Here is a 24202-nt window from a genome sequence, read left to right on the forward strand (position 1 = left end):
TCAAGGCCCTTACATCAAGCCCCTCAGTACCAACCCGACGACGGCGTCGAACTCGGTGTCGACGTCCGGTCGGGACCACTCCTGGGCATAGCCCGGATCGTGGAAGTGCGCCGTGGCCTGGAAGACGACGCGGCCCAGCATCTCCGCGTCGCCCTGGGCGAAGACGCCCTGCGTCTGCCCCTCCCGGATGATCCCGGCAAGCTGGCCCTCCAGGCCCGTCACATGCTCGGTGATCAGTGCACTGTTTTCACCCACCAGCACCTGGTAGGTCTCGAAGAGCTCCGGATCGGCCAGTGCCTTCTCCTGCTTGGCGGCGAACAGCGTCGCCAGCCAGTGGCGCAGCCGTTCACCCGGCTCCTCCTGGCCCGCCGCGATGGCGGGGAGGGCCGCGTGTGCCCGGTCCAGCCAGCGCCGGGTGACCGCCTCCCGGAGCGCCGCCTTGCTGGGGAAGTGGCGATAGACAGTGCCATGGCTGACCCCAAGGGCACGGGCGACGTCCACTACGGTGGCCTTGGCCGGCCCGTAGCGACGCAGGACATCCTCGGCGGTCTGGAGGATGTCCTCGCGGGTGAGTGCTGCCTCCGCCATGGGCCTGGGTTTACCTCTCGCTGTCCAGATGTGCCATCTGAGCAGCAACATACCTGTCACCGGAGGCAGCCCCCGCCGGAACAGCCTCCTCGATGGCGGCGAGGTCAGCCGCACCGAGCGTGAGCCCGGCAGCACCCAGGGCCTCGGTCAACCGCTCCCTGCGACGGGCTCCGACCAGCGGGACGATGTCCTCGCCCTGGGCCAGCACCCAGGCGATGGCGACCTGCGCCACGGTGGCGTCCTTGGCCTCGGCGACCGCCCGCAGCGCCTCGACCAGCTTGAGGTTGGCGTCCACGTTCCCCGCCTGGAAGCGCGGGCTCAGACTGCGGAAATCCCCTGCGGCAAAGGCCCGGTCGGCCTGCCAGTGGCCACTGATCAGGCCACGGGAGAGGACCCCGTAGGCGGTGATGCCGATGCCGAGCTCCCGGGCCGTGGGAAGGATGGCGGCCTCGATCCCCCGGGATATCAGCGAGTACTCGATCTGGAGGTCGACGATCGGGTGCACCGCGTGCGCCCGTCGGAGCGTCTCCGCGCCCACCTCGGACAGCCCGATGTGCCGGACATGGCCGGCCTGGACCATCTCCGCGATGGCGCCAACCGTCTCCTCGATCGGAACCTGCGGGTCGAGCCGCGCCGGGCGGTAGACGTCGACGTAGTCCGTGCCGAGCCGGCGCAGCGTGTAGGCGAGAGCGGTCTTCACCGCGTTGGGGCTGGCGTCGTAACCGAGCCACTGGCCGTCGTAGCTGCGCTGGGCGCCGAACTTGACGCTGACCGCCACCTCACCGCGGGCCCGACCGCTGCTGCGCAGGGCGTCCCGGATGAGCAGCTCGTTGTGGCCCATGCCATAGAAGTCACCGGTGTCGATCAGGGTGACCCCGGCATCGAAGGCGGCGTGGATCGTCGCCGTCGACTCGGCCTCGTCGGCCGGTCCGTAGAGGTCGGACATGCCCATCGCGCCGAGCCCGAGGGCCGAGACAGTGAGCCCACGGCCGTGGCCGTCCACGCTGCCCGTGCCGTCCTTGCCGGGCCTGTCGTCGCTGCCAAGAGTGCGTGTTGTGAGTGCCATGGCTCGAGTATGCACAGATGCACTGACAGATTTCAATATCTGTCACTCGTTCGTTTGAACCGAGCTCGCATCGGGCGGGAACAGATCGAACGGGCCGTACAGTTGCGAATGGCAGGACAAGAGAAGGCGAGGGGCACCCGGTGGGCAGCATCACGAGCGAGCTGCGGTTCGTGCGGCTCGGGATCAGCGAGAACGGTGCCGACGGGGACAGTGCCGACGGAAACAGCACCGGAGAGAAAAGCACCGGTGCGGCCACGAAGGTCCCCTACCAGGAGGCGCTCGACGAGCAGCTGCGACTGCACGCGCTCCGGGTGGCCGACGAGATCCCCGACACAGTGCTGCTGCTGGAGCATCCGCCCGTCTACACCGCCGGCCGCCGCACCCGTCCCGAGGACCGCCCGCTGGACGGCACGCCCGTCGTCGAGGTGACCCGCGGGGGCGAGATCACCTGGCACGGCCCCGGCCAGCTGATCGGCTACCCGATCATCAAGCTCGCCGAGCCCATGGACGTGGTGGCCTACGTCCGCCGTCTCGAGGAGACGCTGATCCGGGCCTGTGCCGAGTTCGGCGTGGGGACCAGCCGGGTGGAGGGCCGCAGCGGCGTCTGGGTGCTCGGCCAGGACATACCGGGGGCCACAGTCGACGAGTCCCAGGTGATCAACATCGGTGCCCTCACCCTGCGCATGGGCGCCAAGCTCGGCATCGACCCACGGATGGCGGGCCCCGAGTACGCGCCCTCCAACGCCGGCCAGCGGGGCGACGACCGCAAGCTCGCCGCGATCGGCGTCCGCGTCGCCCGCGGCGTGACCATGCACGGGTTCGCGCTGAACTGCAATCCGGACATGACCTGGTTCGACCGCATCATTCCGTGCGGCATCCGCGACGCCGGGGTCAGCTCCCTGAGCACGGAGTTGAAGCGCGACGTGACGGTGTCCGAGGCACTGCCCGTCGTCCAGCGCCACTTCGCGGACGTCTTCGGCAGCTGAGCCGAAGCGCCCGGCCATCGAGCCGTCGGCTCGGTCCGGCCGGAGAACGACCACCCTGTGCGGGCGTAACCTAGGGTCCGCACTGAATTTCGAAGATGAGGGAGCCGCACGTGTCCGCTGTCGCACCCGACGGCCGGAAGCTGCTGCGTCTGGAGGTCCGCAACAGCGAGACCCCCATCGAGCGCAAGCCCGAGTGGATCAAGACCCGCGCCAAGATGGGCCCGGAGTACACCGGGCTGCAGTCTCTGGTGAAGCGCGAGGGCCTGCACACGGTCTGCCAGGAGGCCGGCTGTCCGAACATCTTCGAGTGCTGGGAGGACCGCGAGGCGACCTTCCTCATCGGCGGTGACCAGTGCACCCGGCGCTGTGACTTCTGCCAGATCGACACCGGCAAGCCCGCCGAGTTCGACCGGGACGAGCCCCGCCGAGTCGCCGAGTCCGTGCGCACCATGGACCTGAACTACGCGACCATCACCGGTGTCGCCCGTGACGACCTGGAGGACGGCGGCGCCTGGCTTTACGCCGAGACGGTCCGCCAGATCCACGCCGTCACCGCCGAGCGCGAGGCCGGTCGCACCGGCGTCGAGCTGCTGATCCCCGACTTCAACGCGGTCCCCGAGCAGCTGGCCGAGGTCTTCTCGTCCCAGCCCCAGGTGCTGGCGCACAACGTCGAGACGGTGCCGCGCATCTTCAAGCGGATCCGCCCGGGCTTCCGTTACGAGCGCTCCCTCAAGGTGATCACCGAGGCCCGCGCCTACGGCCTGGTCACCAAGTCCAACCTGATCCTGGGCATGGGCGAGACCCGCGAAGAGGTCAGCGAGGCCCTGCGGGACCTGCACGAAGCTGGCTGCGAGCTGATCACCATCACGCAGTACCTGCGCCCCTCCCCCCGGCACCACCCCGTGGAGCGCTGGGTCAAGCCCGACGAGTTCGTCGAGCTCCAGGCCGAGGCCGAGGAGATCGGCTTCGCGGGCGTCATGTCCGGCCCGCTGGTCCGCTCCTCCTACCGCGCCGGTCGCCTCTTCCGGCAGGCGGTCGAGCGTCGTCAGGCCGTCGCGGGCTGAGGTCCAGGCAGCGGTCTCGGCAGAGATCACAAGCTGAGGTCACAGGCTGAGAGCGAGAGAGCCTGTGACCTCGGTCGCACAGGCTTCACGGGGGTTTGACCGACCGGTCATGGAGCAGTAACACAAAGTGGTGACGATGGCCTGGTAACCGCAAGGGGAGATGGTCACCATGCAGTTTGCCCTGAGTCTCACCACGGCTCTGCGCATGGCCGAGTCGGTGTTCTTCGGCGGCGGCCAGCAGACGGCCCGGCGCAACGCCTGGGACGCCGTCTGCGAGAACCGCCGCCAGGCACGGGACCGCCAGGAGACCGAACGCGTCCTGTCGCGCGCCGTGCGCTGAGCGCCGAGGGCCGAGCCGGGGTCCCCAGAGCCCGCGTCAGTGGGCCCCTGACGATGCGCCGAACCGTCGCCGCCGGTCACGACTGGGACACGGGCGGTCCCACCCTGGCACCGGGCTTGGGCAACCGGGCATCCGGCCCCGTACCATGAACGTCATGGCGAGGCAGGAATCCACCAACGGCTCTGGACGGCTCTCTCAGATCCGCCAGGCATACACCATGACCAAGCGGGTCGACCCGAAGATCGGTCTTATCGTCGCCGGCGTCGGGCTCGGCACCTTCGTGGTGCTCCTCGCCATCGGCTTCGCGATCGGTCACCCGGTCTACCTGGGCATCCTGGGCTTCGTGCTCGGCGTGCTCGCCGCGGTCATCATCTTCGGCCGCCGTGCCGAGAAGGCCGCGTTCGGCCAGCTCGAAGGCCAGCCCGGAGCGGCGGCCGCGGTGCTCAACAACATCAAGCGCGGCTGGAACATCCAGCTGGTCGTCGCGGCCAACCGGAGCCAGGACGCCGTGCACCGCGCGGTCGGCCGGGCCGGCGTGGTGCTGGTCGGCGAGGGCAATGTCAACCGGGTCCGCCCGATGATGGCCGCCGAGAAGCGCAGGATGAGCAAGGTCGTCGGCGACGCGCCGGTGATCGACGTCGTCGTCGGCAACGACGAGGGCCAGATCCCGCTCAAGCGGCTCCAGATGCACCTGGCCAAGCTGCCCAAGACCATCTCCGGCGCACAGGCCACCGAGATCAACGACCGTCTGCGGGCGATGGGCGACCTGATGACCAACGCCCCGATCCCGAAGGGTCCGCTCCCCAAGGGTTCTCGGATGCCCAAGGGCGCCAGCAAGATGCGCTGAGCGGACGCACCGCCGGCACCAGCACCACCTCGGCACCACCCAAAACCAAAGCCCCGGCCTCGTCCTCGCGGACGCGGCCGGGGCTTCTTCTGTGCCTCGGCGTGAACCGGAACCTCAGGCCCGGAGGCCCGCAGGCTCGAAGGTCCGCAGACCAGGAAGTCTCAGACCCGAACCTCGACGGTGTGGACGGCCTTGTCGTGGAGGCCGCGTCCGTCGCGGTCCCAGATCAGGGCGGGGACGGCCAGCACCAGCAGGAAGGTCCGCAGCGCGATCTGGCCGAGGCCGGCACGCTCACCGTTCAGGCTCACCACCCGCAGGCCGACCAGCTTCTTGCCCGGCGTGGACCCAGTCGCCCCCAGAGTCAGCACGCTGACCAGGAAGAACAGGAGGGTGACCCACATGCTGACCTTGTTCACGTCCCGCCCGGCGATCAACGCGTAGGCGATCAGGTAGCAGAGCATCCAGTCGATGATGATCGCGAGCAGTCGCCGCCCGGTGCCGGCGATCGACCCGGGACCCTCCTCCGGCAGGCCGAGGCGCTTGCCCCGGTAACCGAAGTCGGCGCCCATCTGCTCGGCGGCCGCCCGGGGGCCCTCGATCCAACTGCCTATGGCTTTACGGCTCTCTTCCACGCGACAACAGTAGCCCGGCCCGGAGCCGCGCCCTGCTCCGCCCCTCCCACAGCACCCGGCGCACCCGGCATGCCTCGTCACGGCAACCCAAGCCGGTCTAGACCACCCTCCTACGGGTGAACGCCTGGTCAACCGCGCGCCCGGAAAGACAGCAGGAACGGCACAGGTTGCCGACTCGTTCACCTCATGCGGTTAACAACCGCGAAACATACGGGTCACGGCCGAGAAATGGCCCGTTCCTATGGTTTCCAGCACGGTATCGCCGGACGGGAACGGCGGTCCGCACCCAGAATCCCGGCACACCCGCCGGGGCCAAGGAGGATGGATGTTCAACAACGCCGACGAGGTGTCGCGCTACATCTCGGACAACGACGTCAAGTTCGTCGATGTCAGGTTCTGCGACCTGCCGGGCGTCATGCAGCACTTCACCGTGCCTGCTTCGGCGTTTGATCCGTCCGAGATGCTGATGTTCGACGGTTCTTCGATCCGCGGCTTCCAGGCGATCCACGAGTCCGACATGGGCCTCGTCCCGGATCTGACCACGTCGCGCCTGGACCCGTTCCGCAAGGACGCGACCCTCAACATCAACTTCTTCATCCACGACCCGATCACCGGCGAGCAGTACAGCCGGGACCCGCGCAACGTCGCCAAGAAGGCCGAGGCCTACCTCGCCTCGTCCGGCATCGCCGACACCGCGTACTTCGGCCCCGAGGCGGAGTTCTACGTCTTCGACGACGTCCGCTTCGAGACCAAGCAGAACCGCTCGTTCTACGAGATCGACTCCGAGGCCGGCGCCTGGAACACCGGCCGGGTCGAGGAGGGCGGCAACCGCGGTTACAAGGTCCGCTACAAGGGCGGCTACTTCCCGGCCCCGCCCGTCGACCACTTCGCCGACCTGCGCGCCGAGATGTCCCTGGAGCTGGCCAACGCGGGCCTCCAGGTCGAGCGCCAGCACCACGAGGTCGGCACGGCCGGCCAGGCGGAGATCAACTACAAGTTCAACACGCTGCTCGCCGCGGCCGACGACCTGATGCTGTTCAAGTACATCATCAAGAACGTCGCCTGGCGGAACGGCAAGACCGCCACCTTCATGCCCAAGCCGATCTTCGGCGACAACGGCTCCGGCATGCACTGCCACCAGTCGCTGTGGACGGACGGCTCCCCGCTCTTCTACGACGAGCAGGGCTACGCCGGCCTGTCGGACACCGCCCGCTACTACATCGGCGGCCTGCTCAAGCACGCCCCGTCGCTGCTGGCGTTCACCAACCCGACGGTCAACTCCTACCACCGCCTGGTCCCGGGCTTCGAGGCCCCGGTCAACCTGGTCTACTCGCAGCGCAACCGCTCGGCCGCGATCCGCATCCCGATCACGGGCGCCAACGCCAAGGCCAAGCGCATCGAGTTCCGCGCGCCGGACCCGTCCTCCAACCCGTACCTGGCCTTCTCCGCCATGCTGCTGGCCGGCCTGGACGGCATCAAGAACAAGATCGAGCCGCTCGAGCCGGTCGACAAGGACCTGTACGAGCTCGCTCCCGAGGACCACGCCGCGGTCCCGCAGGTCCCGTCCACCCTCCCGGCCGTCCTCGAGGCGCTGGAGCAGGACCACGAGTACCTGCTCTCCGGCGGCGTCTTCAGCCAGGACCTGATCGAGACCTGGATCGACTACAAGCGCACGCACGAGGTCGCCCCGATCGCCCTGCGTCCGCACCCGCACGAGTTCGAGCTCTACTTCGACCTGTAAGAGCGGGACGCATCGCGTCGGGCCGTATCCGCGCGGGCGGGTCCGGCCCGACGCATGAAGCGGGCACACGCGTCTGCGCGGAGGCAGACTGGACGCATGCCCGAGCTGCCCGAGGTCGAGTCGTTGACGCAGTTCCTCGCCGAGCACCTGACCGGCCGCCAGGTCGAGCGCGTCCATCCGGTCTCGGTGGCCGCACTGAAGACCTACGACCCGCCGCTGACCGCCCTGGTGGGACGCACGTTCGCCGGTGCGACCCGGCACGGCAAGTTCCTGGATCTTGTCGTCGCGCCGACCGTCGCGCCCACCATCGCGCCGACCTCACGCGAGGACGCAGGGGACCCGGCGCTGCACCTCGTGGTGCATCTGGCCCGGGCCGGGTGGGTGCGCTGGAACGACGCACTGCCCACCGCGCCCCCACGCCCCGGCAAGGGGCCGCTGGCGCTACGGGTCGGGCTGGACGGAGGGTCCGGCTTCGACGTCACCGAGGCCGGCACCCAGAAGCACCTGGCCGTCTACCTGGTCCGCGACCCGCACGACGTGCCGGGCATCGCCCGCCTCGGCCCCGACCCGCTCTCCTCCGACATCACGGAGGAGCGTTTCGCGGAGCTGCTGCGCTCCGAACGGCGGCAGATCAAGGGCGTCCTGCGCGACCAGGCGGTGCTGGCCGGGATCGGCAACGCCTACTCCGACGAGATCCTGCACGCGGCGCAGATGTCCCCGTTCAAGCCCGCCGCGAACCTCTCCGACGAGGAGGTCACCCGGCTCTACCAGGCGATGGCGACAACCCTCGCGGACGCCGTCCAGCGGGCCCACGGGCTCGCCCTGCGCGATCTCAAGGCCGAGAAGAAGAGCGGCCTCCGCGTCCACGGCCGCACCGGCGAGCCCTGCCCGGTGTGCGGCGACACCATCCGCGAGGTGTCGTTCAGCGACTCGTCCCTGCAGTACTGCCCCACCTGCCAGACAGGCGGCAAGCCGCTGGCCGACCGCCGCCTGTCCCGGCTGCTGAAGTAGGCGAGGCGCGTCGGAGAGTCCTCTCGGAGCATCGCGCCGCCAGACTCAGCCGCACCACCAGAGGAACGGGCGGCAGGTCGTGGACGGCGAAGGTTTCGGGGTGGGCGACGGCTGGGTGCCCCCGGTTCCCGACCCGGTCGTGCCGCCCTGACCGCCGGTCGTGCCCGTGCCTGTCCCGGTCGAGCTGGGAGCGGCCGAGGTCGGCGCGGGTGCCGACGGGTGCGGTCGGGCCGACGCGGAGGCGTGCGGGGTCGCCGACGGCGCCGGGGGCCGGGGTGCCGGGGCATGGTGGACGCTGCTCGCGGTCGGGCTGGGACTGGCGCCAGGCGATCCGTCCGTCCCGGCTGTGGCGGAACTGCTGACGAGACCGGGCGTCGGCGCCGCCGCAACCGGCGACGCACCGGACGAGGCCACGCCACCGACGATCGCCGTCCCCACGGCGACGATGGCGAGCGCACCGATCCCCCCGATCACCAGGACGCCCCGCCCGTGCCGCCGCGCCTTCCGGCGACCCTTCGCCGAGCGTCCGCCGGCCCGTCGGGCACTGGCTCGCGAACCGGGCGCAGCGGGCGCGACGGTGGTCGGCTCGGCGGTCGGCTCGGTCGCGGGATCTGCCGGGTCGTGCTCCGCCTCGGGGCCCGGCTGCGTCTCCGGGCTGAGCTCCGGGTCCCGGCCCGGTTCCCCGGACGGGTCGACGCCGGCGTATTCGTTCGACGACCCGTCAGGCGTCGGCTCGTAGGGCGCTTCGTAGGACGCTCCGTACGGCCCTTCATGCGGACGCGCGTATCCCGGCTCATAGGGCGTCGCGGGCAGTGGGGTCGTCGGTGCGAGCGGGGGCGCAGCCATCGTGGGCGCTGCCATGACCGGAGCGGGCATGACCGGCGGCTGCATGGAGGGCGCTGCCATGACCGGCGGCTGCATGACCGGCGGGTGCATGGAAGGCGCGGGCATCACCGGCGGGTGCATCGAGGGCGCAGGCATGACCGGCGGACCGGAGCGCTGCGGGGGCACGGAAGAGCCGCGCACGTCGGCTGCGGAGATGCCGCAACCCGGGCAGCTAAGCGCACCGTTCAGATAACGGCGGCACGTTGGGCAGTAGTCCATGGATTCTTCCGTGCGGATATCGCCGTTTCTCGGTACCAGCCGAGCCTAGGAGCGCCGTGGCAGAGTCGAACAGGTGCTCCACGTGAGACTTCTGCGGAGAATTGGTGCAGTTGGTATCGGGCCGCCGCACTACTGAGTAAGGGACCACAGCCTTCCGTATCCCGCCTCCGTATCCGGGCGGCTCACTCCTCGCCGACGAGATGCGCGGTGAAGCTGAAGCGGTCGCCCCGGTAGAGGGCGCGGACGCACTCGACGGGCAGGCCTTCCCTGTCCCTGGTCACCCGGTTCATCAGCAACATGGGCAGGGCCGGGCTGGTTCCGATCAGCTGAACCTCGCGCGGCGAGGCGAGGACGGTCTCGATCCGCTCGTCGGCGTCGGCGAAGATCACTCCGGAGCCGCGCAGGAACGCGTAGAGCGAGGTGGTCGGGTCGAACTCGTCAGCGAGGGCCGGGAACCGGGCCACGGAGAGGTAGGTGCTCTCCAGGCCCACCCGCTCGTCGTCGGCAAGCAACAGACGTTCGAGGTGCAGCACCGGCGCGCCGACCGCGATCCGCAACCCCGCCGCCAGCGCCGCATCCGCGCCGACCTGCTCGAACACGATCAGCTGACGCCCCGGACGACGCCCCTGTCGGCGCACCCCCTCGGTGTAGCTGGCCAGGGTCAGCGGCTGCACCAGCTTGGGCCCGGCCGCCACGGTCGACCGGCCGCTGCGCTGAACCCGCCCCTCCAGGCGCAGTTCCCGGATCGCCTGACGCACGGTCATCCGGGACACCCCGAACCGCTCGGCGAACTCACGCTCGGTGGGGAGCGGCGTCCCCTGACCCAGCTCGTCGAGGACCGCGTCGATCTTCTGCTTGACCTGGAAGTACTTCGGCGGATCCCCACGCTCCGGCACGCCCGCGCGGACAGCCGCCAGCGGTGCCGGGGACGGAGCGGGAGAAGGGGCGGGGAAGGGAGAGGGCTCGAGCGGGGAACTGCTCACACGGGGAGCCTAGTGCCTCGCCCACCGACGCAGCACCGGGCCCGTTCGGACCGCCCGCCTGGTCAGGCGGGCGCGAGCGGTTGCGGAAGGAGCGGCGGTGGCGTGGCATGGAAGACCCGGCATGGCAGAGAAGATCTGCGGAGTCGGGTGAGAGAGGAGCGGCGCCATGCGGCAGCGCGGGGTGTCCGGCGCCTCGGGCGGACGGTCGAGCCGACTGCTCCTGCTGCTCCCGCTCGCGCTGATGGCGCTGATCGCCGCCTCCGACATCATCGCCCCCGCCGACATCCACCTGGGCCCGCTGCTCGTCGTGGCTCCGGCGATCACTGCCTCCTTCGCCGGCGCGCGGGCGACCGCCGCCATCGGGGCGCTCGCGGTGGCCGCGCTGGTGGCCATCGGGATCGCCCGCGACGCGATCACCACCGAGAACCTGCAGGTGCAGATCGCCTCGCTCTTCGCGATCTCAGTCTTCATCGTCATCTTCGTCCGGGTCCGCGAACGACGCGCCAGCGAACTCGAACGGGTGAGATCCGTCTCGGAGGCGGCGCAGCGGGTCCTCCTGCGCCCGCTGCCGACGCGCGCCGGACCGCTACGGATCGCGTCCGCGTACCACGCCGCCAGCGCCGACGCGCATGTCGGCGGTGACCTGTATGCCTCCGCCAGGACCCAGGAAGGCACCCGGTTGGTCATCGGCGACGTCCGCGGCAAGGGCCTGGAGACGTTGGGCGACGCCGCCGTCCTGCTCGGCGCCTTCCACGCCGCCGCACACCGCCAGGCCCCGCTCCCGGAGCTGGCTGCCTCGCTGGAGGACAGCGTCAGTTGGGGCCTGGCAGAACTCGCGCACAGCCAGGCCAGGGTCGACAGGCGGGCTTCTTCGGAGAGCGGGATTCGCAGCGACGAGAAGGAAGACACGGACCCCGGAGGGCGCGCGGGCGGGTTCGCGTACAGCGCGAACTACGGCAACGACTCCGACGGTTCCGGCGGCGACTCGGACTACGACGACGCGGATGAGGAGGAGGACGCGGAAGGCGACGTCGGCGAGCGTTTCGTGACCGCGGCGATCGTGGACATCCTCGACCAGCGCCCTCTGCTCCACCTGATCAACTGCGGCCACCCGCCGCCGCTCCTGCTCCACCGAGGCGGCGTCCGGCTGCTCGAAGTGGACGACAAGAACCCGCCGCTCGGTCTGGGGCTGAACCTGCCCGGACTGGGCGGCTTCGCCCAGTCCGAGTTCCCGTTCGAACCCGGCGACGTGCTGCTGCTCTACACCGACGGGTTGATCGAGGCCCGAGACAGCCATGGCCGGTTCTACCCGCTGCTCCCCCGGGCCCAGGCCCTGGCTGTCCACGCCGGCCAGAACCCGGACTCACTGCTGCGCCTGCTGAGCGACGACGTCCAACGCCACGTGGGCGGCCCGCTCCAGGACGACACCGCGATGATCGCGATCCTGCGGCGAGCCTGACACTGCCGGTTCTGCATCGCCTGGTCTGCTCGTGGTTCGGGAGCCACGCCGGCATTCACCGCTATCGCTCACATGTTCGAATGAAGGAGTAGTCTCGTTCCATGGCCCTCCAGCACTCCGGCGACACACCCACCTGCGCGGCCCTGCAGGCTTCGCTGTTCGACGAGACGGAGGAGACGCGCCTGCGTCCCCTGCGCACGTCCTCGCCGACCCGGACAGACCTGGGCGCGGGCGCGTGGATCGACCTGCTGCCCGGCTGGCTCTCGGGCGCCGACGAGCTGTTCGAACGCCTGGTGACCCGGGTGCCGTGGCATGCGGAACGCCGGAAGATGTACGAGCGGGTCGTCGACGTGCCGCGCCTGCTCGCCTTCTACGACGAGGGCGACCGGCTGCCCGACCCGCTCCTTTCGGACGCGCGGAACATGCTGAACGACCACTACGCGGCGGAGCTCGGCGAGCACTTCGCCACGCTCGGCCTCTGCTACTACCGCGACGGGCGCGACAGCGTCGCCTGGCACGGCGACACCATCGGTCGTGGCAAAACCGAGGACACCATGGTGGCGATCCTGTCCGTCGGCGAGCCCCGGGCACTGCTCCTCCGCCCCCGCCCCGAGTCCAACCTGAGCGGCACGACAGTGCGTCAGCTGCTCGGCCACGGCGACCTGATCGTGATGGGCGGCTCGTGCCAACGAACCTGGGAGCACGCCATCCCGAAGACCGCCCGCCCGGTGGGCCCACGCATCAGCATCCAGTTCCGCCCACGCGGGGTGCGCTGAGCACGCGCGTGGGGGTGTGGGCGTGCCGATGGGCCGCTTCCCGGGTGGGTGGCGGCTGGTCGGCGGGGTTGGGGTTGTTAGTTGCGTTGGGGGTAGCGGGTGTTGGGTGGGGGTGGGGTGTCCGGTGGTGGGACGGCGTGGGGTCGGCCGTTCCTGATTTCGAGTTCCCAGCCGGTCTGGTGGAGATCGGTGTGGTGCTCGTTGCAGAGCAGGGCGAGGTTGCCCAGGCTGGTTTCACCGCCGTCAGCCCAATGCACGACGTGGTGGGCTTCGCACCACGTCGGTGGCCGGTCGCAGCCGGGCCACACGCAGTGGCGGTCCCGGGCGATGACCGCATCCCGCAGATGCGCGGGGACGGTGCGTGTCGCGCGGCCGATCGAGACCGGCTTGTCCTGCCCGCGCGTAAGGATCACGCGGAGCTGGCAATCACACGACTCCTTCCGGGCCTGCCACCCGGGAAGCTGGTAGCCCCGGGTCGTGGTCGCCGCAGCCTTCGGCCGCAGCAGCCCGGAGAGCTCATCGCCCCCGTCGGTCAGTGCCGGGTGGGTCGGGCAGGTGGTGCGCAGGGCGTCGAGGTCGGCGATCAGGGTCAGGTGCGGACGCTGCCCACCCGTCGTCGGCAACTTGTCCGAACCCAACGCCAGATCCGTCACGGCTTCGAGGGCGTCGCCCATCCGCTCGGAGTGGGTCCGGGTCTCGCCCTCGGCCGGGGTGCCCATCGCAGCCTCCAAGGCCACGCGGAGCTTCTCCCCCGCGACCGGGGACAGTTCACCGGACAGGACCCAGAACGGCCGATCCGACGTCCCGGTCGCGGACAGCTTCACCCAGGACTGGAACACCGCCGGAACCACCGCCGCGTCCACATCCCGCTCGGGGACAAGGTGGGCGTGAATCTGCTTCGCCGCCTGACGCACATGCGCCAGATGCAGCTTCGGGGTCTGCTCCACCATCAACACCTCCGCCGCACAACGCGCGGCGGTGTCCTCGATCGGGGCAAGCTCCTTCGCCAGGATCTCCACCTGGTCCGTCGACAGAGCGCCCTCCGCCTGGGCCTGACGGACCGTCGGAAGCTTGTCCAAGTCACGGGCGAGGTTCACCAGCCGGTTCGCGTGACCCTGGCCCATCTGCGCGTGCGTCCGCAGGAAGCCCTTCGTCGAACGACACCGCACCGCAGTAGCGCCGCCCACGCGGTCGAACACCGCCAGACGACGCAACTTCTGCGCATCCAACATCTCCGACAACCGCTCAAGCGCCAGGAACTGCTCCGCGAGGTAACCCACACCCGCGTCCAACAACGCGCCATCACCCTCGTCGCCCAGGGCGGTCAACAACTCACGCGCGCACCCAGGAAGAGTCCGCAACGGATCCACGAACCGCGCCTGACGCGAAGACAACGGCGTCCCCGCCACGAACCGGGAACCCGCCGCATCCTGCGGCAAACCCAGCCAGTCATCACCAGCAGGCGAAGGAGAAGGAACAGAAGGGAGATTTGAAGGGAGCCGGGGATCCGAACCAGACGACGAACCCTGGGACTCCGGGGAAACACCCCACCCATGGACGCCATCACCGTCATCACACCCGCCCCCGAACATCGAGGCGTCCATAGAACAATTATCAAGCGACAACCCCACCCACGACCATGGCCCACAAGGACTATATTCCGAACACGAACGAGTTAGTCATTCTGTTCGATTACCTGGGATGTCGACGGCGGAACCTCGATGCCACCCTCGCGGGCCTCGCGAAGCGCTTCCTCCAGCTCATCCAGAGCCCGGGAGACACCCGTCGGGTCCTTGGTGGCCACCGCCGTCGCCAGTGCGGAGCGGGCATCGGCGACCTGTTGCAGGAGAACCTCGGCCGACTTGCCGCCCGGCTCACCCAGGTAGCCGGACTGGTCGACCTGATCGAATCCAGTGACGTCCTCGACCTGGTCGAGCTGCTCGTTCCGGTCCACCGCGGCCTCCTCACAATGCACCCTGGAAGCCCCTCCCACAGCCACCTTCGCAGGGATTGAAGAATTCTTCAATTCACAGTTCAGCCCGCATGTCAACGAACCCCGGACGCCGAGCCAGGCCGCAACGAACCACTATCGAGCGAGCCCCGATCCTTGACAGTCACCCGGGCCACGACGGACGATCGACCGAACATTCGGTTGGCAACCACATCCAGTGTCCACAACCGGTGACCGCATCCGGTCGGTGGAACCGTGGCGCACCCGACTGGTAGGCACCTGGCACCTGGTAGGCAGGAGTTCCGCGCATGCCCGTCCCCACCTCGACTCCCCCGGCCGACCTGCTCGACGCCGGCGAGCGGCTCAGCCCGGACGAGCTGCGCGCGCACCAACTGAAGCAGTTGCGCTGGACCCTCCGTCACGCCTACGACAACGTCGAGCTCTACCGGCGCAAGTTCGACGCGGCCGGGGTGACCCCGGACGACTGCCGCAGCCTGGCCGATCTGGCGCGGTTCCCGTTCACCACCAAGGCGGACCTGCGCGAGACGTACCCGTTCGGGATGTTCGCGGTGCCGATGGAGCGGGTGCGGCGGATCCACGCGTCCAGCGGGACCACGGGACGGCCGACCGTGGTGGGCTACACGGACGGCGACCTGGACCTGTGGGCCGACGTCGTCGCCCGTTCGATCCGCGCGGCGGGCGGGCGGCCTGGGCACAAGGTGCACGTGTCGTACGGGTACGGGCTGTTCACCGGGGGGCTCGGGGCGCACTACGGCGCGGAGCGGGCCGGGTGCACGGTGATTCCGGCGTCCGGCGGGATGACCGCGCGGCAGGTGCAGATCATCCAGGACTTCCAGCCCGAGATCATCATGGTGACGCCGTCCTACATGCTCACGCTGCTGGACGAGTTCGAGCGGCAGGGCGTGGACCCGCGCAGCACCTCGCTCCAGGTCGGCATCTTCGGGGCGGAGCCGTGGACCGAGGAGATGCGGCGCGAGATCGAGGAGCGGCTGGACATCCACGCCGTGGACATCTACGGGCTGTCGGAGGTGATCGGCCCGGGCGTGGCGAGCGAGTGCGTCGAGACCAAGGACGGGCTGCACATCTGGGAGGATCACTTCTTCCCCGAGGTGGTGGACCCGGTGACCGACGAGGTGCTCGACGCGGAGGAGATGGCCGCGGGCGGGAGCGGCGAGCTGGTCTTCACCTCGCTGACCAAGGAGGCGCTGCCGATCATCCGTTACCGCACGCGCGACCTGACCCGGCTGCTGCCCGGCACGGCGCGGCCCGCGTTCCGTCGGATGGAGAAGGTGACCGGACGGTCCGACGACATGATCATCCTGCGCGGGGTCAACGTCTTCCCGACCCAGATCGAGGAGGTCGTGCTGCGCACGCCTGCGGTCGCGCCCCACTTCCAGCTGCGACTGACCCGGAGCGGGCGGCTGGACCGGATGGAGGTCCGGGTCGAGGCGCGGCCGGACGCCACCTCGTCGGAGCGCGACGCGGCGGCTGCGGAGATCGCGCGCGGGGTGAAGGACGGCGTCGGGATCAGCGTCGCGGTGACGGTCGTGGATCCGGAGACGCTGGAGCGGTCGGTCGGAAAGATCAAGCGCGTCTTCGACCTGCGCAGCCAGAACCCGGAGGGCTGAGCGGCACGACTTCCGAGGTCCCGGCCCTGACACCTCTTGTTACTGACGAGTTAACTCCCTAGCATCGGCTCTAGGCAGTCATGTCGCTGCCGTCCTGTCGCCACTCCCCGTTCCGTGGAGGCCCGATGCCCGAGTCCACCGTCCCCATGCCGGGCCCTCACCCGCGGACGGCCCGACAGACGGCCCAGCAGACGGCCGCGCAGACGACCCCGCGGACGGGGCCGCTCGCCGGTGTCCGGGTGGTGGAGCTGGCGGGGCTGGGACCTGGGCCGTTCGCCGCGATGCTGCTGGCCGACCTGGGCGCGGACGTGGTGCGGGTGGACCGGCCGGGGGGCGCGCCGCTGGCCGGGGATCCGGCGCTGGACGTCACCAACCGGGGCAAGCGCAGCGTGGTCCTCGACCTCAAGTCGGCGGACGGCGTGGCGCAGGTGCTCGACCTGGTCGAGCGCGCGGACCTGCTGATCGAGGGGTACCGGCCGGGCGTGGCCGAGCGCCTGGGCGTGGGACCGGCCGACTGCCTCGCCCGGAACCCCCGGCTGGTGTACGGGCGGATGACCGGCTGGGGGCAGGAGGGTCCGCTGTCCCAGGCGGCGGGGCACGACATCGGGTACATCGCCACGGCGGGCGTCCTCGGACTGGTCGGTGCGGCGGACGGGCCGCCCGCGATCCCGGTCAACCTGGTCGGCGACTACGCGGGCGGCTCGCTCTACCTCGTCGTCGGGCTGCTGGCGGGGCTGCACCACGCCGGGGCGACCGGGCAGGGACAGGTGGTGGACGCCGCCATCGTGGACGGCGCGGCCCATCTGACCTCGGTGCTGTGGGGGTTCATGGCCGGCGGGCGCTGGCAGGACCGGCGCGGCGTCAACATCATCGACGGCGGCGCGCCCTTCTACGCCGTCTACGCGACCGCCGACGGCCGGCACATGGCCGTGGGCGCGCTGGAGCCGCAGTTCTACGCCGAGTTCGCCAAGCTGCTGGAGCTGCCCGCCGACGCGCCGGGGCAGCGCGACATCGGACGCTGGGACGAGCTGCGCGCGCTGATCACCGAACGCTTCGCCACCCGAACGCTGGCCGACTGGCAGCAGGTCTTCGAGGGGACGGACGCGTGCGTCGCGCCGGTGCTCAACCTGCACGAAGCCGCCGAGCACCCGCACCTGCGGGCCCGGGGCAGCTACGCCGTCCACGACGGCGTCCCCCAACCCGCGCCCGCGCCCCGCTTCTCGGGCACTCCGGCCTCCGTCCCGCGGCCTCCAGCGCTCCCGGACGCGGGACGCGCCTCGGTCGCCGCCGACTGGGACCTGCCCGGGCTGCTCACGCCCGACCCATCCCACGGCCCATCCCACGGCCCGTCCGACGACCCGTCCCACGACCCGTCGTGAACGCGAAGCCCTGATCACCCACCGAACACCCTTCCCTGACACTCCGCCAGAAAGCAGGCAGTCAGCGTGACCACCGGAACCCCCGAAGCATTCGTCTACGACGCGATCCGCACCCCGCGTGGCCGGGGGAAGGCGAGCGGATCGCTGCACGGAACCAAGCCGATCGACCTCGTGGTCGGGCTGATCCACGAGATCCGGCGACGGTTCCCCGACCTCGACCCGGCGGCGATCGACGACGTCGTGCTCGGCGTGGTCAGTCCGCTCGGCGACCAGGGGTCGGACATCGCCAAGGTGGCGGCGATCGCCGCCGGGCTGCCGGACACCGTGGCGGGCGTCCAGGAGAACCGCTTCTGTGCGTCGGGCCTGGAGGCGGTCAACCTGGCTGCCGCCAAGGTCCGTTCGGGCTGGGAGGACCTGGTCCTCGCGGGCGGCGTGGAGTCGATGTCCCGGGTGAAGATGGGCAGCGACGGCGGCGCCTGGGCGATGGACCCGATGACCAGCTACGAGACCGGCTTCGTGCCGCAGGGCGTGGGCGCGGACCTGATCGCCACCGTCGAGGGGTACTCCCGCTCGGACGTCGACGCGTTCGCCGCCGAGTCCCAGGCGCGCGCGGCGGAGGCGCAGAAGGAGGGTCGGTTCGACCGCTCCGTCGTGCCGGTGCGCGACCGCAACGGGATCGTGGTCCTGGACCGCGACGAGTTCATCCGTCCCGGCACCACCGTGGAGTCGCTGGCGGGCCTCAAGCCCTCCTTCGCGACCATCGGCGAGCTGGGCGGGTTCGACGCGGTGGCGCTGCAGAAGTACCACTGGGTCGAGAAGATCGACCACGTGCACCACGCGGGCAACTCGTCCGGCATCGTGGACGGCGCGGCGCTGGTGGCGATCGGCAACGCCGAGGTGGGCGAGCGGTACGGGCTGACGCCGCGGGCGCGGATCGTCTCCGCGGCCGTCTCCGGGTCGGACCCGACGATCATGCTGACCGGCCCGGCCCCGGCGACGCGTAAGGCGCTGGCCAAGGCGGGTCTGACGGCCAAGGACATCGATCTGGTGGAGATCAACGAGGCGTTCGCCGCGGTGGCGCTGCGCTTCATCCGCGAGCTGGGCTTCGACCACGCACAGGTCAACGTCAACGGCGGCGCGATCGCGCTGGGCCACCCGCTGGGCGCGACCGGGGCGATGCTGCTGGGCACCGTCCTGGACGAGCTGGAGCGGCGCGACCTGCGCCGCGGTCTGATCACCCTCTGCGTGGGCGGCGGCATGGGCATCGCGACCGTCATCGAGCGGCTCTGAGCCGCACGAGTACGCAGCCGACCGCCCGCCCCCCTTCGCCGCACGCCTGGAGACCTCAACCCATGAGCACCGAGAACATCACCACCATCCGCTGGGAGCAGGACGCCGACGGGGTCGTCACCCTCGTCCTGGACGACCCCAACCAGTCCGTCAACACCATGAACACGGCCTTCACGGCCGACTTCGTCGCCGTCGTCGCCCGGCTCACCGCGCTGCGCGACGCGGGTGAGTTGCGCGGCGTGATCGTCATGTCCGCCAAGAAGACCTTCTTCGCCGGTGGCGACCTGCGCATGCTGAGCGCCGTCCAGCCCGCCGACGCGCAGGAGTTCTTCGAGGGATCGCTCGTTCTCAAGCGCGCGCTGCGCGGGCTGGAGACGCTGGGTGTTCCCGTCGTCGCCGCGATCAACGGGGCCGCGCTCGGCGGGGGCCTGGAGATCGCGCTGGCCTGCCACCACCGGGTGGCCCTGGACGCGCCGCAGGTCAAGATCGGGCTGCCGGAGGTGACGCTGGGCCTGCTGCCGGGCGGTGGCGGCGTGGTGCGTACCGTGCGGCTGCTCGGGATCACCGACGCGCTGCTCAAGGTGCTGCTGCAGGGACAGCAGTACCGGCCGGCGCAGGCCCTGGAGCACGGGCTGGTGCACGAGTTGGCGGCGGACAGGGACGAACTGCTGGCCAAGGCACGGGCGTTCGTCGAGGCCAACGAGACCTCCCAGCAGCCGTGGGACGTCAAGGGCTACAAGATCCCCGGTGGCACGCCGAGTTCGCCCGCCTTCGCGGCCAACCTGCCGGCCTTCCCGGCCAACCTGAAGAAGCAGCTGAACGGCGCGCCCTACCCGGCGCCGCGCAACATCCTGGCCACCGCCGTCGAGTCGGCGCAGGTGGACATCGACACCGCGTTCACCATCGAGGCGCGCTACTTCACCGAGCTGGCCACCGGCCAGACCGCGAAGAACATGATCCAGGCGTTCTTCTTCGACCTGCAGGCCGTCAACTCGGGTGCCAACCGGCCCGCCGACGTCCCGGCCCGCAAGGTGACCAAGGTCGCGGTGCTGGGCGCGGGGATGATGGGCGCGGGGATCGCGTACTCGTGTGCCAAGGCGGGCATCCAGGTGGTGCTCAAGGACGTGAGCACGGAGGCGGCCGAGCGCGGCAAGGACTACTCGCGCACGCTGCTGGCCAAGGCGCTGTCCCGCGGGCGGACCACGGAGGCCAAGCGGGACGCGCTGCTGGCGCTGATCACGCCGACCGGCGACGTGGCCGACCTGGCCGGCTGCGACGCGGTGATCGAAGCGGTCTTCGAGAACGTGGCGCTGAAGCACCAGGTCTTCGCCGAGATCCAGGACGTGGTCGCGCCCGACGCGCTGCTCTGCTCCAACACGTCGACGCTGCCGATCACGATGCTGGCGGAAGGCGTCAAGCGGCGTGAGGACTTCATCGGGCTGCACTTCTTCTCGCCGGTCGACAAGATGCCGCTGGTCGAGATCATCAAGGGCGAGCAGACCGGGGACGAGGCGCTGGCCCGCGCGTTCGACCTGGTCCGGCAGATCAACAAGACGCCGATCGTGGTGAACGACTCGCGCGGGTTCTTCACCTCGCGGGTGATCGGGCAGTTCATCAACGAGGGCGTGGCGATGGTCGGCGAGGGCGTCGACCCGGCGTCGGTCGAGCAGGCGGCGGGCCAGGCCGGGTACCCGGCCAAGGTGCTGTCGCTGATGGACGAGCTGACGCTGACCCTGCCGCGCAAGATCCGCGAGGAGGCTCGGGTCGCGGCCGAGGCCGAGGGCCGGGCCTGGGCCCCGCACCCGGCGGACGCGGTGCTGGACCGGATGCTGGACGAGTTCGGCCGCACCGGGCGCAGCGGTGGCGCCGGCTTCTACGACTACGTGGACGGCAAGCGGGCCGGACTGTGGCCTGGGCTGCGCGAGCACTTCACCAAGCCTGGCGCCGACGGGTCGACCGGTGTGGACGTGCCGTTCCGCGACATGCAGGACCGGATGCTCTTCGCCGAGGCGCTGGACACCGTCCGCTGCCTGGAGGAGGGCGTGCTGACCTCGGTGGCGGACGCCAACATCGGCAGCATCCTGGGGATCGGCTTCCCGGGCTGGACCGGCGGCGTGCTGCAGTACATCAACGGCTATGAGGGCGGCCTGGCCGGGTTCGCGGCGCGGGCACGGGAGTTGGCGGCGGCGTACGGCGAGCGGTTCGAGCCCCCGGCGCTGCTGGTCGAGAAGGCGGAGCGCGGCGAGACGTTCACGGACTGAGCGTCCGGAGACTTTGCGTTCCCGTCGGCGCGCCCCCCCCCCCCCCCCCCCCCCCCGGGGGGGGGGGGCCCCGCCGCCGTAGTACACCAGCGACACCCCGTACACGGCGGACGCGACCGCTGCCGTCGCCAGGAAGGGCCAGGCTACGGCGCGGTGGTCGGCGAACCACTGGGCCAAGGGGTAGAGCAGCGTGAAGGCCGGGAGCAGGAAGCGCGCAAGCGGCGGGTAGGGCGAGGCGTTGACGAAGTCGACCAGGACCATGCCCGCCCCGAAGACCAACAACGGCAGCGGCTGCCTCCGGTGGCCGCTCTGGCACAGGGCGACCACGAGCAGCACCAGGTAGCCGATCCCGGTGAGCGCCTCCGGGAGCTTGCCGACGGCCCAGTGGCGGGCGCTCGGGTCGGAGCCGAAGAGGTCGGCGGTGAGTTGGGCGTACCAGTGCAGCGTGCTGCCGCCCCAGTCCAAGCCGGTGTTCCACGCGTCCTGGATGTGGAAGTAGGCGTCCAGCGAGTGCGCGGCGACGCTCACGTAGACGATGTAGCCGAGCCAGCCGAGCGGAGCGAGCACCACGGCCGCCGCCGGGCGCCACCGCCCGTCCCGCCACCACCCGTCCCGCCACCGCCCGTCGCGCAGGCCCGACCTCCGATCGCGCCACAGGCGTAGCAGCGCGGTCAGGGCGACCGCCGCTATCAGCGCGGAGGCGCTCGGCCGGGTCAGCCCGGCCAGGGCGCAGAGCACCCCCGCCGTGACCCAGCGTTCCGCCAGCACGGCGTAGAGGCTCCAGGCGCAGAGGGCGGTGAAGAGCGCCTCCGAGTACCCCATCGACTCCACCGCGGCCAGCGGCAGCACGCCCCAGAGGACGACGGCGACGACGCCGACCCGGCGGCTCCAGAGGCGGTCGGCGACGGCGAAGATCGCCCAGGCCGCCGCCAGCGAGGACACCCAGGCGACGGCGACCAGCGCACCGGCCGTGTCGAGCCCGGTGACCTCCCGGACCGCGCGGGCCAGGCCGGGGTAGAGCGGGAAGAAGGCGCGCGGCGAGTAGGGGATGCCGTGCGCGCCGATCGCGCCGTTGCCCCGGGAGTAGCCGTGGTCGACGATCAGGCCGTACCAGCCGGCGTCCCAGAGGGTGCCGAGCCGGGCGATCGGGTCCTTGCCGTGGGTGGCCGCCGAGCCGTGCGTCCAGCCGTAGCCGAGGACCATCGCGATCCCGAGCCCGCGGACCGCCGCGTAGGCGAGCAGCGCGGGCGCGGCGCGCCCCACGGTCCGGCGCAGCGCTGGGCCGCTGTCAGCGGGACGGAAGAGGGGTACGGGACGAGCCCGGACGGAGGTGATACGGCCAGCCTAGGCGCGCGCCGCGATCACCGCTCGCGGGCCTCCGCGCGGCGCAGGGCGGCTCGGAGGGTGGTGCGGACCTCTGCCCCAGGAGTCTCCGGCACTCCGAGTTCGGCGGCGATGCGACGGTGCGCGCCGGGGCAGGGCCGCGACCCCGGCCCGGCCGCTGCCTCCGATTCCGCCTCCGCCTCCGACTCCGGCGCGGGCCCCGCCGCCGCCTCCCGCTCCCGCCTGTCCGACGCGAGGGCGGCGCGCTCGATGCCGACCAGCAGGTCGATCAGGCCGTGGTCGGCGTATCCGGCCGCACCGGCCCGGAGCCGGGTGCTGACGCTGCGGTAGAAGGCGCGGCCCGCCTGACGCCGCAGTTGGGCACGCAGGCGTGGCGGCAACGGGGCGAGGGCGCGCTCCAGGGCGGGCTCGGTGGCCTGCCACAGGAGCCGCGCGGCACGGACCGACTCCTCGGCGGGGATGCCGTCGACGGCGCGGCGGGCGCCGAGCAGTTCGGCGCCGACGAGCTCGGCCTCGGCCACCTGGGGCTGTTCGCCGCGCAGTCCGGTGGCGCACTCGCGCAGCACGTTCTCGGCGTTGCGGCGGACCCGGGACCAGCGGCCGGTCGCGACCAGGGGGCTGTCGGCCTCGGCGAGCAGCGCGGCGTAGGCGTCGACGACGCCCGGCCGTTCCTCCTCGAACCGGCTGGCCGCCGCCTGATCCGCTGCCACCCACCGCCCCCTTCACCGGACCTCGACCCAACGACGGTCCGATCCTAAGCGGCAGCCGTCCGGGCCTATGCGCAGGCGTCGACCCCGATGGCCGGGGGCACCTCCGGAGGCACATGCGGGGACGCCTCCCGGGGCACCTCCGATCGCCCTCCCGAGGGCCCTCCCGAAGGCACTCCCTCGGATGTTTCCGGCGGCGGGCGGAAGATCAGGGCGGCCACCCCGCCGCCGAGCGCCGCTCCCAGCAGTTGCGCGGCGAGGAAGGCGGGAAGCGAGGCGGGCGCCAGGCCTGACGGGCCGCCGGTGAGTGAACGGGCCACGGTGACAGCAGGGTTGGCGAAGGCCCCGGACGAGGTGGACCAGATCCCGGCCGCGATGTAGGCGGCGACGGCCAGCGGGATCATCCGGTCCCGACCGGTGCGGTCGAGGCCCTGCACGACCAGGATCAGCCCGGCCGTGCCGACCACCTCGCCGAGCAGCGTCCCGGCTCCTCCCAGGTGCGCGCCGGTGGCGGCCAGCAGCGGCCTGCCGAACATCGCCTCGGCCAGCACCGCGCCGACGGTCGCCCCGAGCAGCTGCGCGAGAAGACGGACGGCACGGGAACGGGCGGAGAGACCGCGCACGGTGAGGGTGACCACCGGGTTGAGGTGACCGCCGGAGACCGGGGCGAAGAGCAGGATCAGCACCCCGAGCGCACTCGACGTCGCCAGCGAGGTCGCCAGCAGCACCGTGGCGGGATCGCGGCCGAGCGCCACGGCCTTGTCCGTCGATCCGACCACCACGCCAGCCAGCAGCGCGGTCCCCACCAGCTCGGCCCCGACCCGACGCCATTCCGCCCGATGCCGTCCGGCCCGACGCCATCCCGCATGATGCCGTCCCGCCTGACGCCGTCCCGACTGACGCAGACCCACCCCAACCGACCCTGTCCCCATAGGGGGCAGAGAAGCGCCATTTCAACATTTTGTCAATTTTTACCCAGCCCATGCCGCCCGCACACCTGACACGGATCCACCGCATATCTGAC

General features: G+C 70.9%; 22 protein-coding genes. 14 read left to right on the forward strand and 8 right to left on the reverse strand.

Going from position 1 to position 24202, the window contains the following annotated elements:
* Positions 1-9 precede the first annotated feature (9 nt).
* Together I2501_RS24110 and I2501_RS24115 are read right to left on the reverse strand one after the other, a co-directional pair.
* Positions 10-588: a TetR family transcriptional regulator gene (locus I2501_RS24110; RefSeq protein WP_196196257.1), complete on the reverse strand. Its 579-nt coding sequence runs from the start codon at positions 586-588 to the stop codon at positions 10-12.
* Positions 589-598: 10 nt separating this feature from the next.
* Entirely contained in the window at positions 599-1654 is a 1056-nt protein-coding gene (locus I2501_RS24115) for an aldo/keto reductase (protein ID WP_196196258.1), read from the reverse strand.
* 149 nt (positions 1655-1803) lie between these two features.
* On the opposite strand from I2501_RS24115, the gene lipB reads away from it, so the two are divergent.
* From lipB to I2501_RS24135, 4 genes are all read left to right on the forward strand, one after another.
* Positions 1804-2640: a lipoyl(octanoyl) transferase LipB gene (gene lipB, locus I2501_RS24120; RefSeq protein WP_408022777.1), complete on the forward strand. Its 837-nt coding sequence runs from the start codon at positions 1804-1806 to the stop codon at positions 2638-2640.
* A 110-nt stretch (positions 2641-2750) separates the two neighbouring features.
* Positions 2751-3704: a lipoyl synthase gene (lipA, locus tag I2501_RS24125; protein ID WP_196196259.1), complete on the forward strand. Its 954-nt coding sequence runs from the start codon at positions 2751-2753 to the stop codon at positions 3702-3704.
* 169 nt (positions 3705-3873) lie between these two features.
* Positions 3874-4044, forward strand: coding sequence for a hypothetical protein (locus I2501_RS24130; RefSeq protein WP_328806579.1), 171 nt, complete (start codon positions 3874-3876; stop codon positions 4042-4044).
* A gap of 154 nt (positions 4045-4198) precedes the next feature.
* Positions 4199-4891 carry a DUF4191 domain-containing protein gene (locus I2501_RS24135; protein WP_196196261.1) on the forward strand — a complete coding sequence of 231 codons (693 nt, stop codon included), beginning with the start codon at positions 4199-4201 and terminating at the stop codon, positions 4889-4891.
* Between the two features lie 161 nt (positions 4892-5052).
* Here the strand turns inward: I2501_RS24135 and I2501_RS24140 are convergent, their stop codons facing one another.
* Positions 5053-5460, reverse strand: a complete 408-nt coding sequence (locus I2501_RS24140; protein WP_196196345.1) for an RDD family protein — start codon at positions 5458-5460, stop codon at positions 5053-5055.
* Between the two features lie 388 nt (positions 5461-5848).
* Between I2501_RS24140 and glnA the strand changes: the two genes are divergently transcribed.
* From glnA to I2501_RS24155, 3 genes are all read left to right on the forward strand, one after another.
* Complete coding sequence (gene glnA, locus I2501_RS24145; protein WP_196196262.1) at positions 5849-7264, forward strand: type I glutamate--ammonia ligase; 1416 nt, start codon at positions 5849-5851, stop codon at positions 7262-7264.
* 96 nt (positions 7265-7360) lie between these two features.
* Positions 7361-8275, forward strand: a complete 915-nt coding sequence (locus tag I2501_RS24150) for an Fpg/Nei family DNA glycosylase (RefSeq protein ID WP_196196263.1) — start codon at positions 7361-7363, stop codon at positions 8273-8275.
* A gap of 166 nt (positions 8276-8441) precedes the next feature.
* Complete coding sequence (locus tag I2501_RS24155) at positions 8442-9014, forward strand: hypothetical protein (protein ID WP_196196264.1); 573 nt, start codon at positions 8442-8444, stop codon at positions 9012-9014.
* A 547-nt stretch (positions 9015-9561) separates the two neighbouring features.
* On the opposite strand, the gene I2501_RS24160 is transcribed toward I2501_RS24155, so the two are convergent.
* A complete protein-coding gene (locus tag I2501_RS24160) occupies positions 9562-10362 on the reverse strand; it encodes a GntR family transcriptional regulator (protein ID WP_196196265.1) in 801 nt (266 codons plus the stop codon).
* Between the two features lie 166 nt (positions 10363-10528).
* On the opposite strand from I2501_RS24160, the gene I2501_RS24165 reads away from it, so the two are divergent.
* The gene (locus I2501_RS24165) at positions 10529-11821 is read left to right on the forward strand and encodes a PP2C family protein-serine/threonine phosphatase (RefSeq protein WP_196196266.1); all 1293 of its coding nucleotides are present in this window, start codon (positions 10529-10531) and stop codon (positions 11819-11821) included.
* 101 nt (positions 11822-11922) lie between these two features.
* On the forward strand, positions 11923-12597 hold the full coding sequence (locus I2501_RS24170; RefSeq protein WP_196196267.1) for an alpha-ketoglutarate-dependent dioxygenase AlkB: 675 nt from the start codon (positions 11923-11925) through the stop codon (positions 12595-12597).
* 77 nt (positions 12598-12674) lie between these two features.
* Here I2501_RS24170 and I2501_RS24175 read toward each other — a convergent pair whose 3' ends face one another.
* Positions 12675-14201: an HNH endonuclease signature motif containing protein gene (locus tag I2501_RS24175; RefSeq protein WP_196196268.1), complete on the reverse strand. Its 1527-nt coding sequence runs from the start codon at positions 14199-14201 to the stop codon at positions 12675-12677.
* 71 nt (positions 14202-14272) lie between these two features.
* Positions 14273-14551 (reverse strand): hypothetical protein, encoded by a 279-nt coding sequence (locus I2501_RS24180; protein WP_196196269.1) that lies wholly within the window; start codon positions 14549-14551, stop codon positions 14273-14275.
* A 305-nt stretch (positions 14552-14856) separates the two neighbouring features.
* Here I2501_RS24180 and paaK point away from each other — a divergent pair, with 305 nt between their 5' ends.
* The 5 genes from paaK to I2501_RS39635 all read left to right on the forward strand — a co-directional run bounded on the left by paaK (position 14857) and on the right by I2501_RS39635 (position 22145).
* Positions 14857-16197, forward strand: a complete 1341-nt coding sequence (paaK, locus tag I2501_RS24185) for a phenylacetate--CoA ligase PaaK (protein ID WP_196196270.1) — start codon at positions 14857-14859, stop codon at positions 16195-16197.
* A 146-nt stretch (positions 16198-16343) separates the two neighbouring features.
* Positions 16344-17576, forward strand: a complete 1233-nt coding sequence (locus I2501_RS24190; RefSeq protein ID WP_196196346.1) for a CaiB/BaiF CoA transferase family protein — start codon at positions 16344-16346, stop codon at positions 17574-17576.
* Between the two features lie 66 nt (positions 17577-17642).
* On the forward strand, positions 17643-18866 hold the full coding sequence (locus I2501_RS24195; protein ID WP_196196271.1) for an acetyl-CoA C-acetyltransferase: 1224 nt from the start codon (positions 17643-17645) through the stop codon (positions 18864-18866).
* A gap of 62 nt (positions 18867-18928) precedes the next feature.
* Complete coding sequence (locus I2501_RS24200) at positions 18929-21127, forward strand: 3-hydroxyacyl-CoA dehydrogenase NAD-binding domain-containing protein (RefSeq protein WP_196196272.1); 2199 nt, start codon at positions 18929-18931, stop codon at positions 21125-21127.
* Between the two features lie 796 nt (positions 21128-21923).
* Positions 21924-22145, forward strand: coding sequence for a hypothetical protein (locus tag I2501_RS39635; protein ID WP_236047058.1), 222 nt, complete (start codon positions 21924-21926; stop codon positions 22143-22145).
* Positions 22146-22488: 343 nt separating this feature from the next.
* Here I2501_RS39635 and I2501_RS24210 read toward each other — a convergent pair whose 3' ends face one another.
* Both I2501_RS24210 and I2501_RS24215 read right to left on the reverse strand, forming a co-directional pair.
* Positions 22489-23181: a hypothetical protein gene (locus I2501_RS24210; protein ID WP_196196273.1), complete on the reverse strand. Its 693-nt coding sequence runs from the start codon at positions 23179-23181 to the stop codon at positions 22489-22491.
* Positions 23182-23246: 65 nt separating this feature from the next.
* The gene (locus tag I2501_RS24215) at positions 23247-24110 is read right to left on the reverse strand and encodes an aquaporin (protein WP_196196274.1); all 864 of its coding nucleotides are present in this window, start codon (positions 24108-24110) and stop codon (positions 23247-23249) included.
* Positions 24111-24202 lie beyond the last annotated feature (92 nt).

It is taken from the genome of Streptacidiphilus fuscans (assembly GCF_015690355.1).
Taxonomy (GTDB): Bacteria; Actinomycetota; Actinomycetes; order Streptomycetales; family Streptomycetaceae; genus Streptacidiphilus; species Streptacidiphilus fuscans.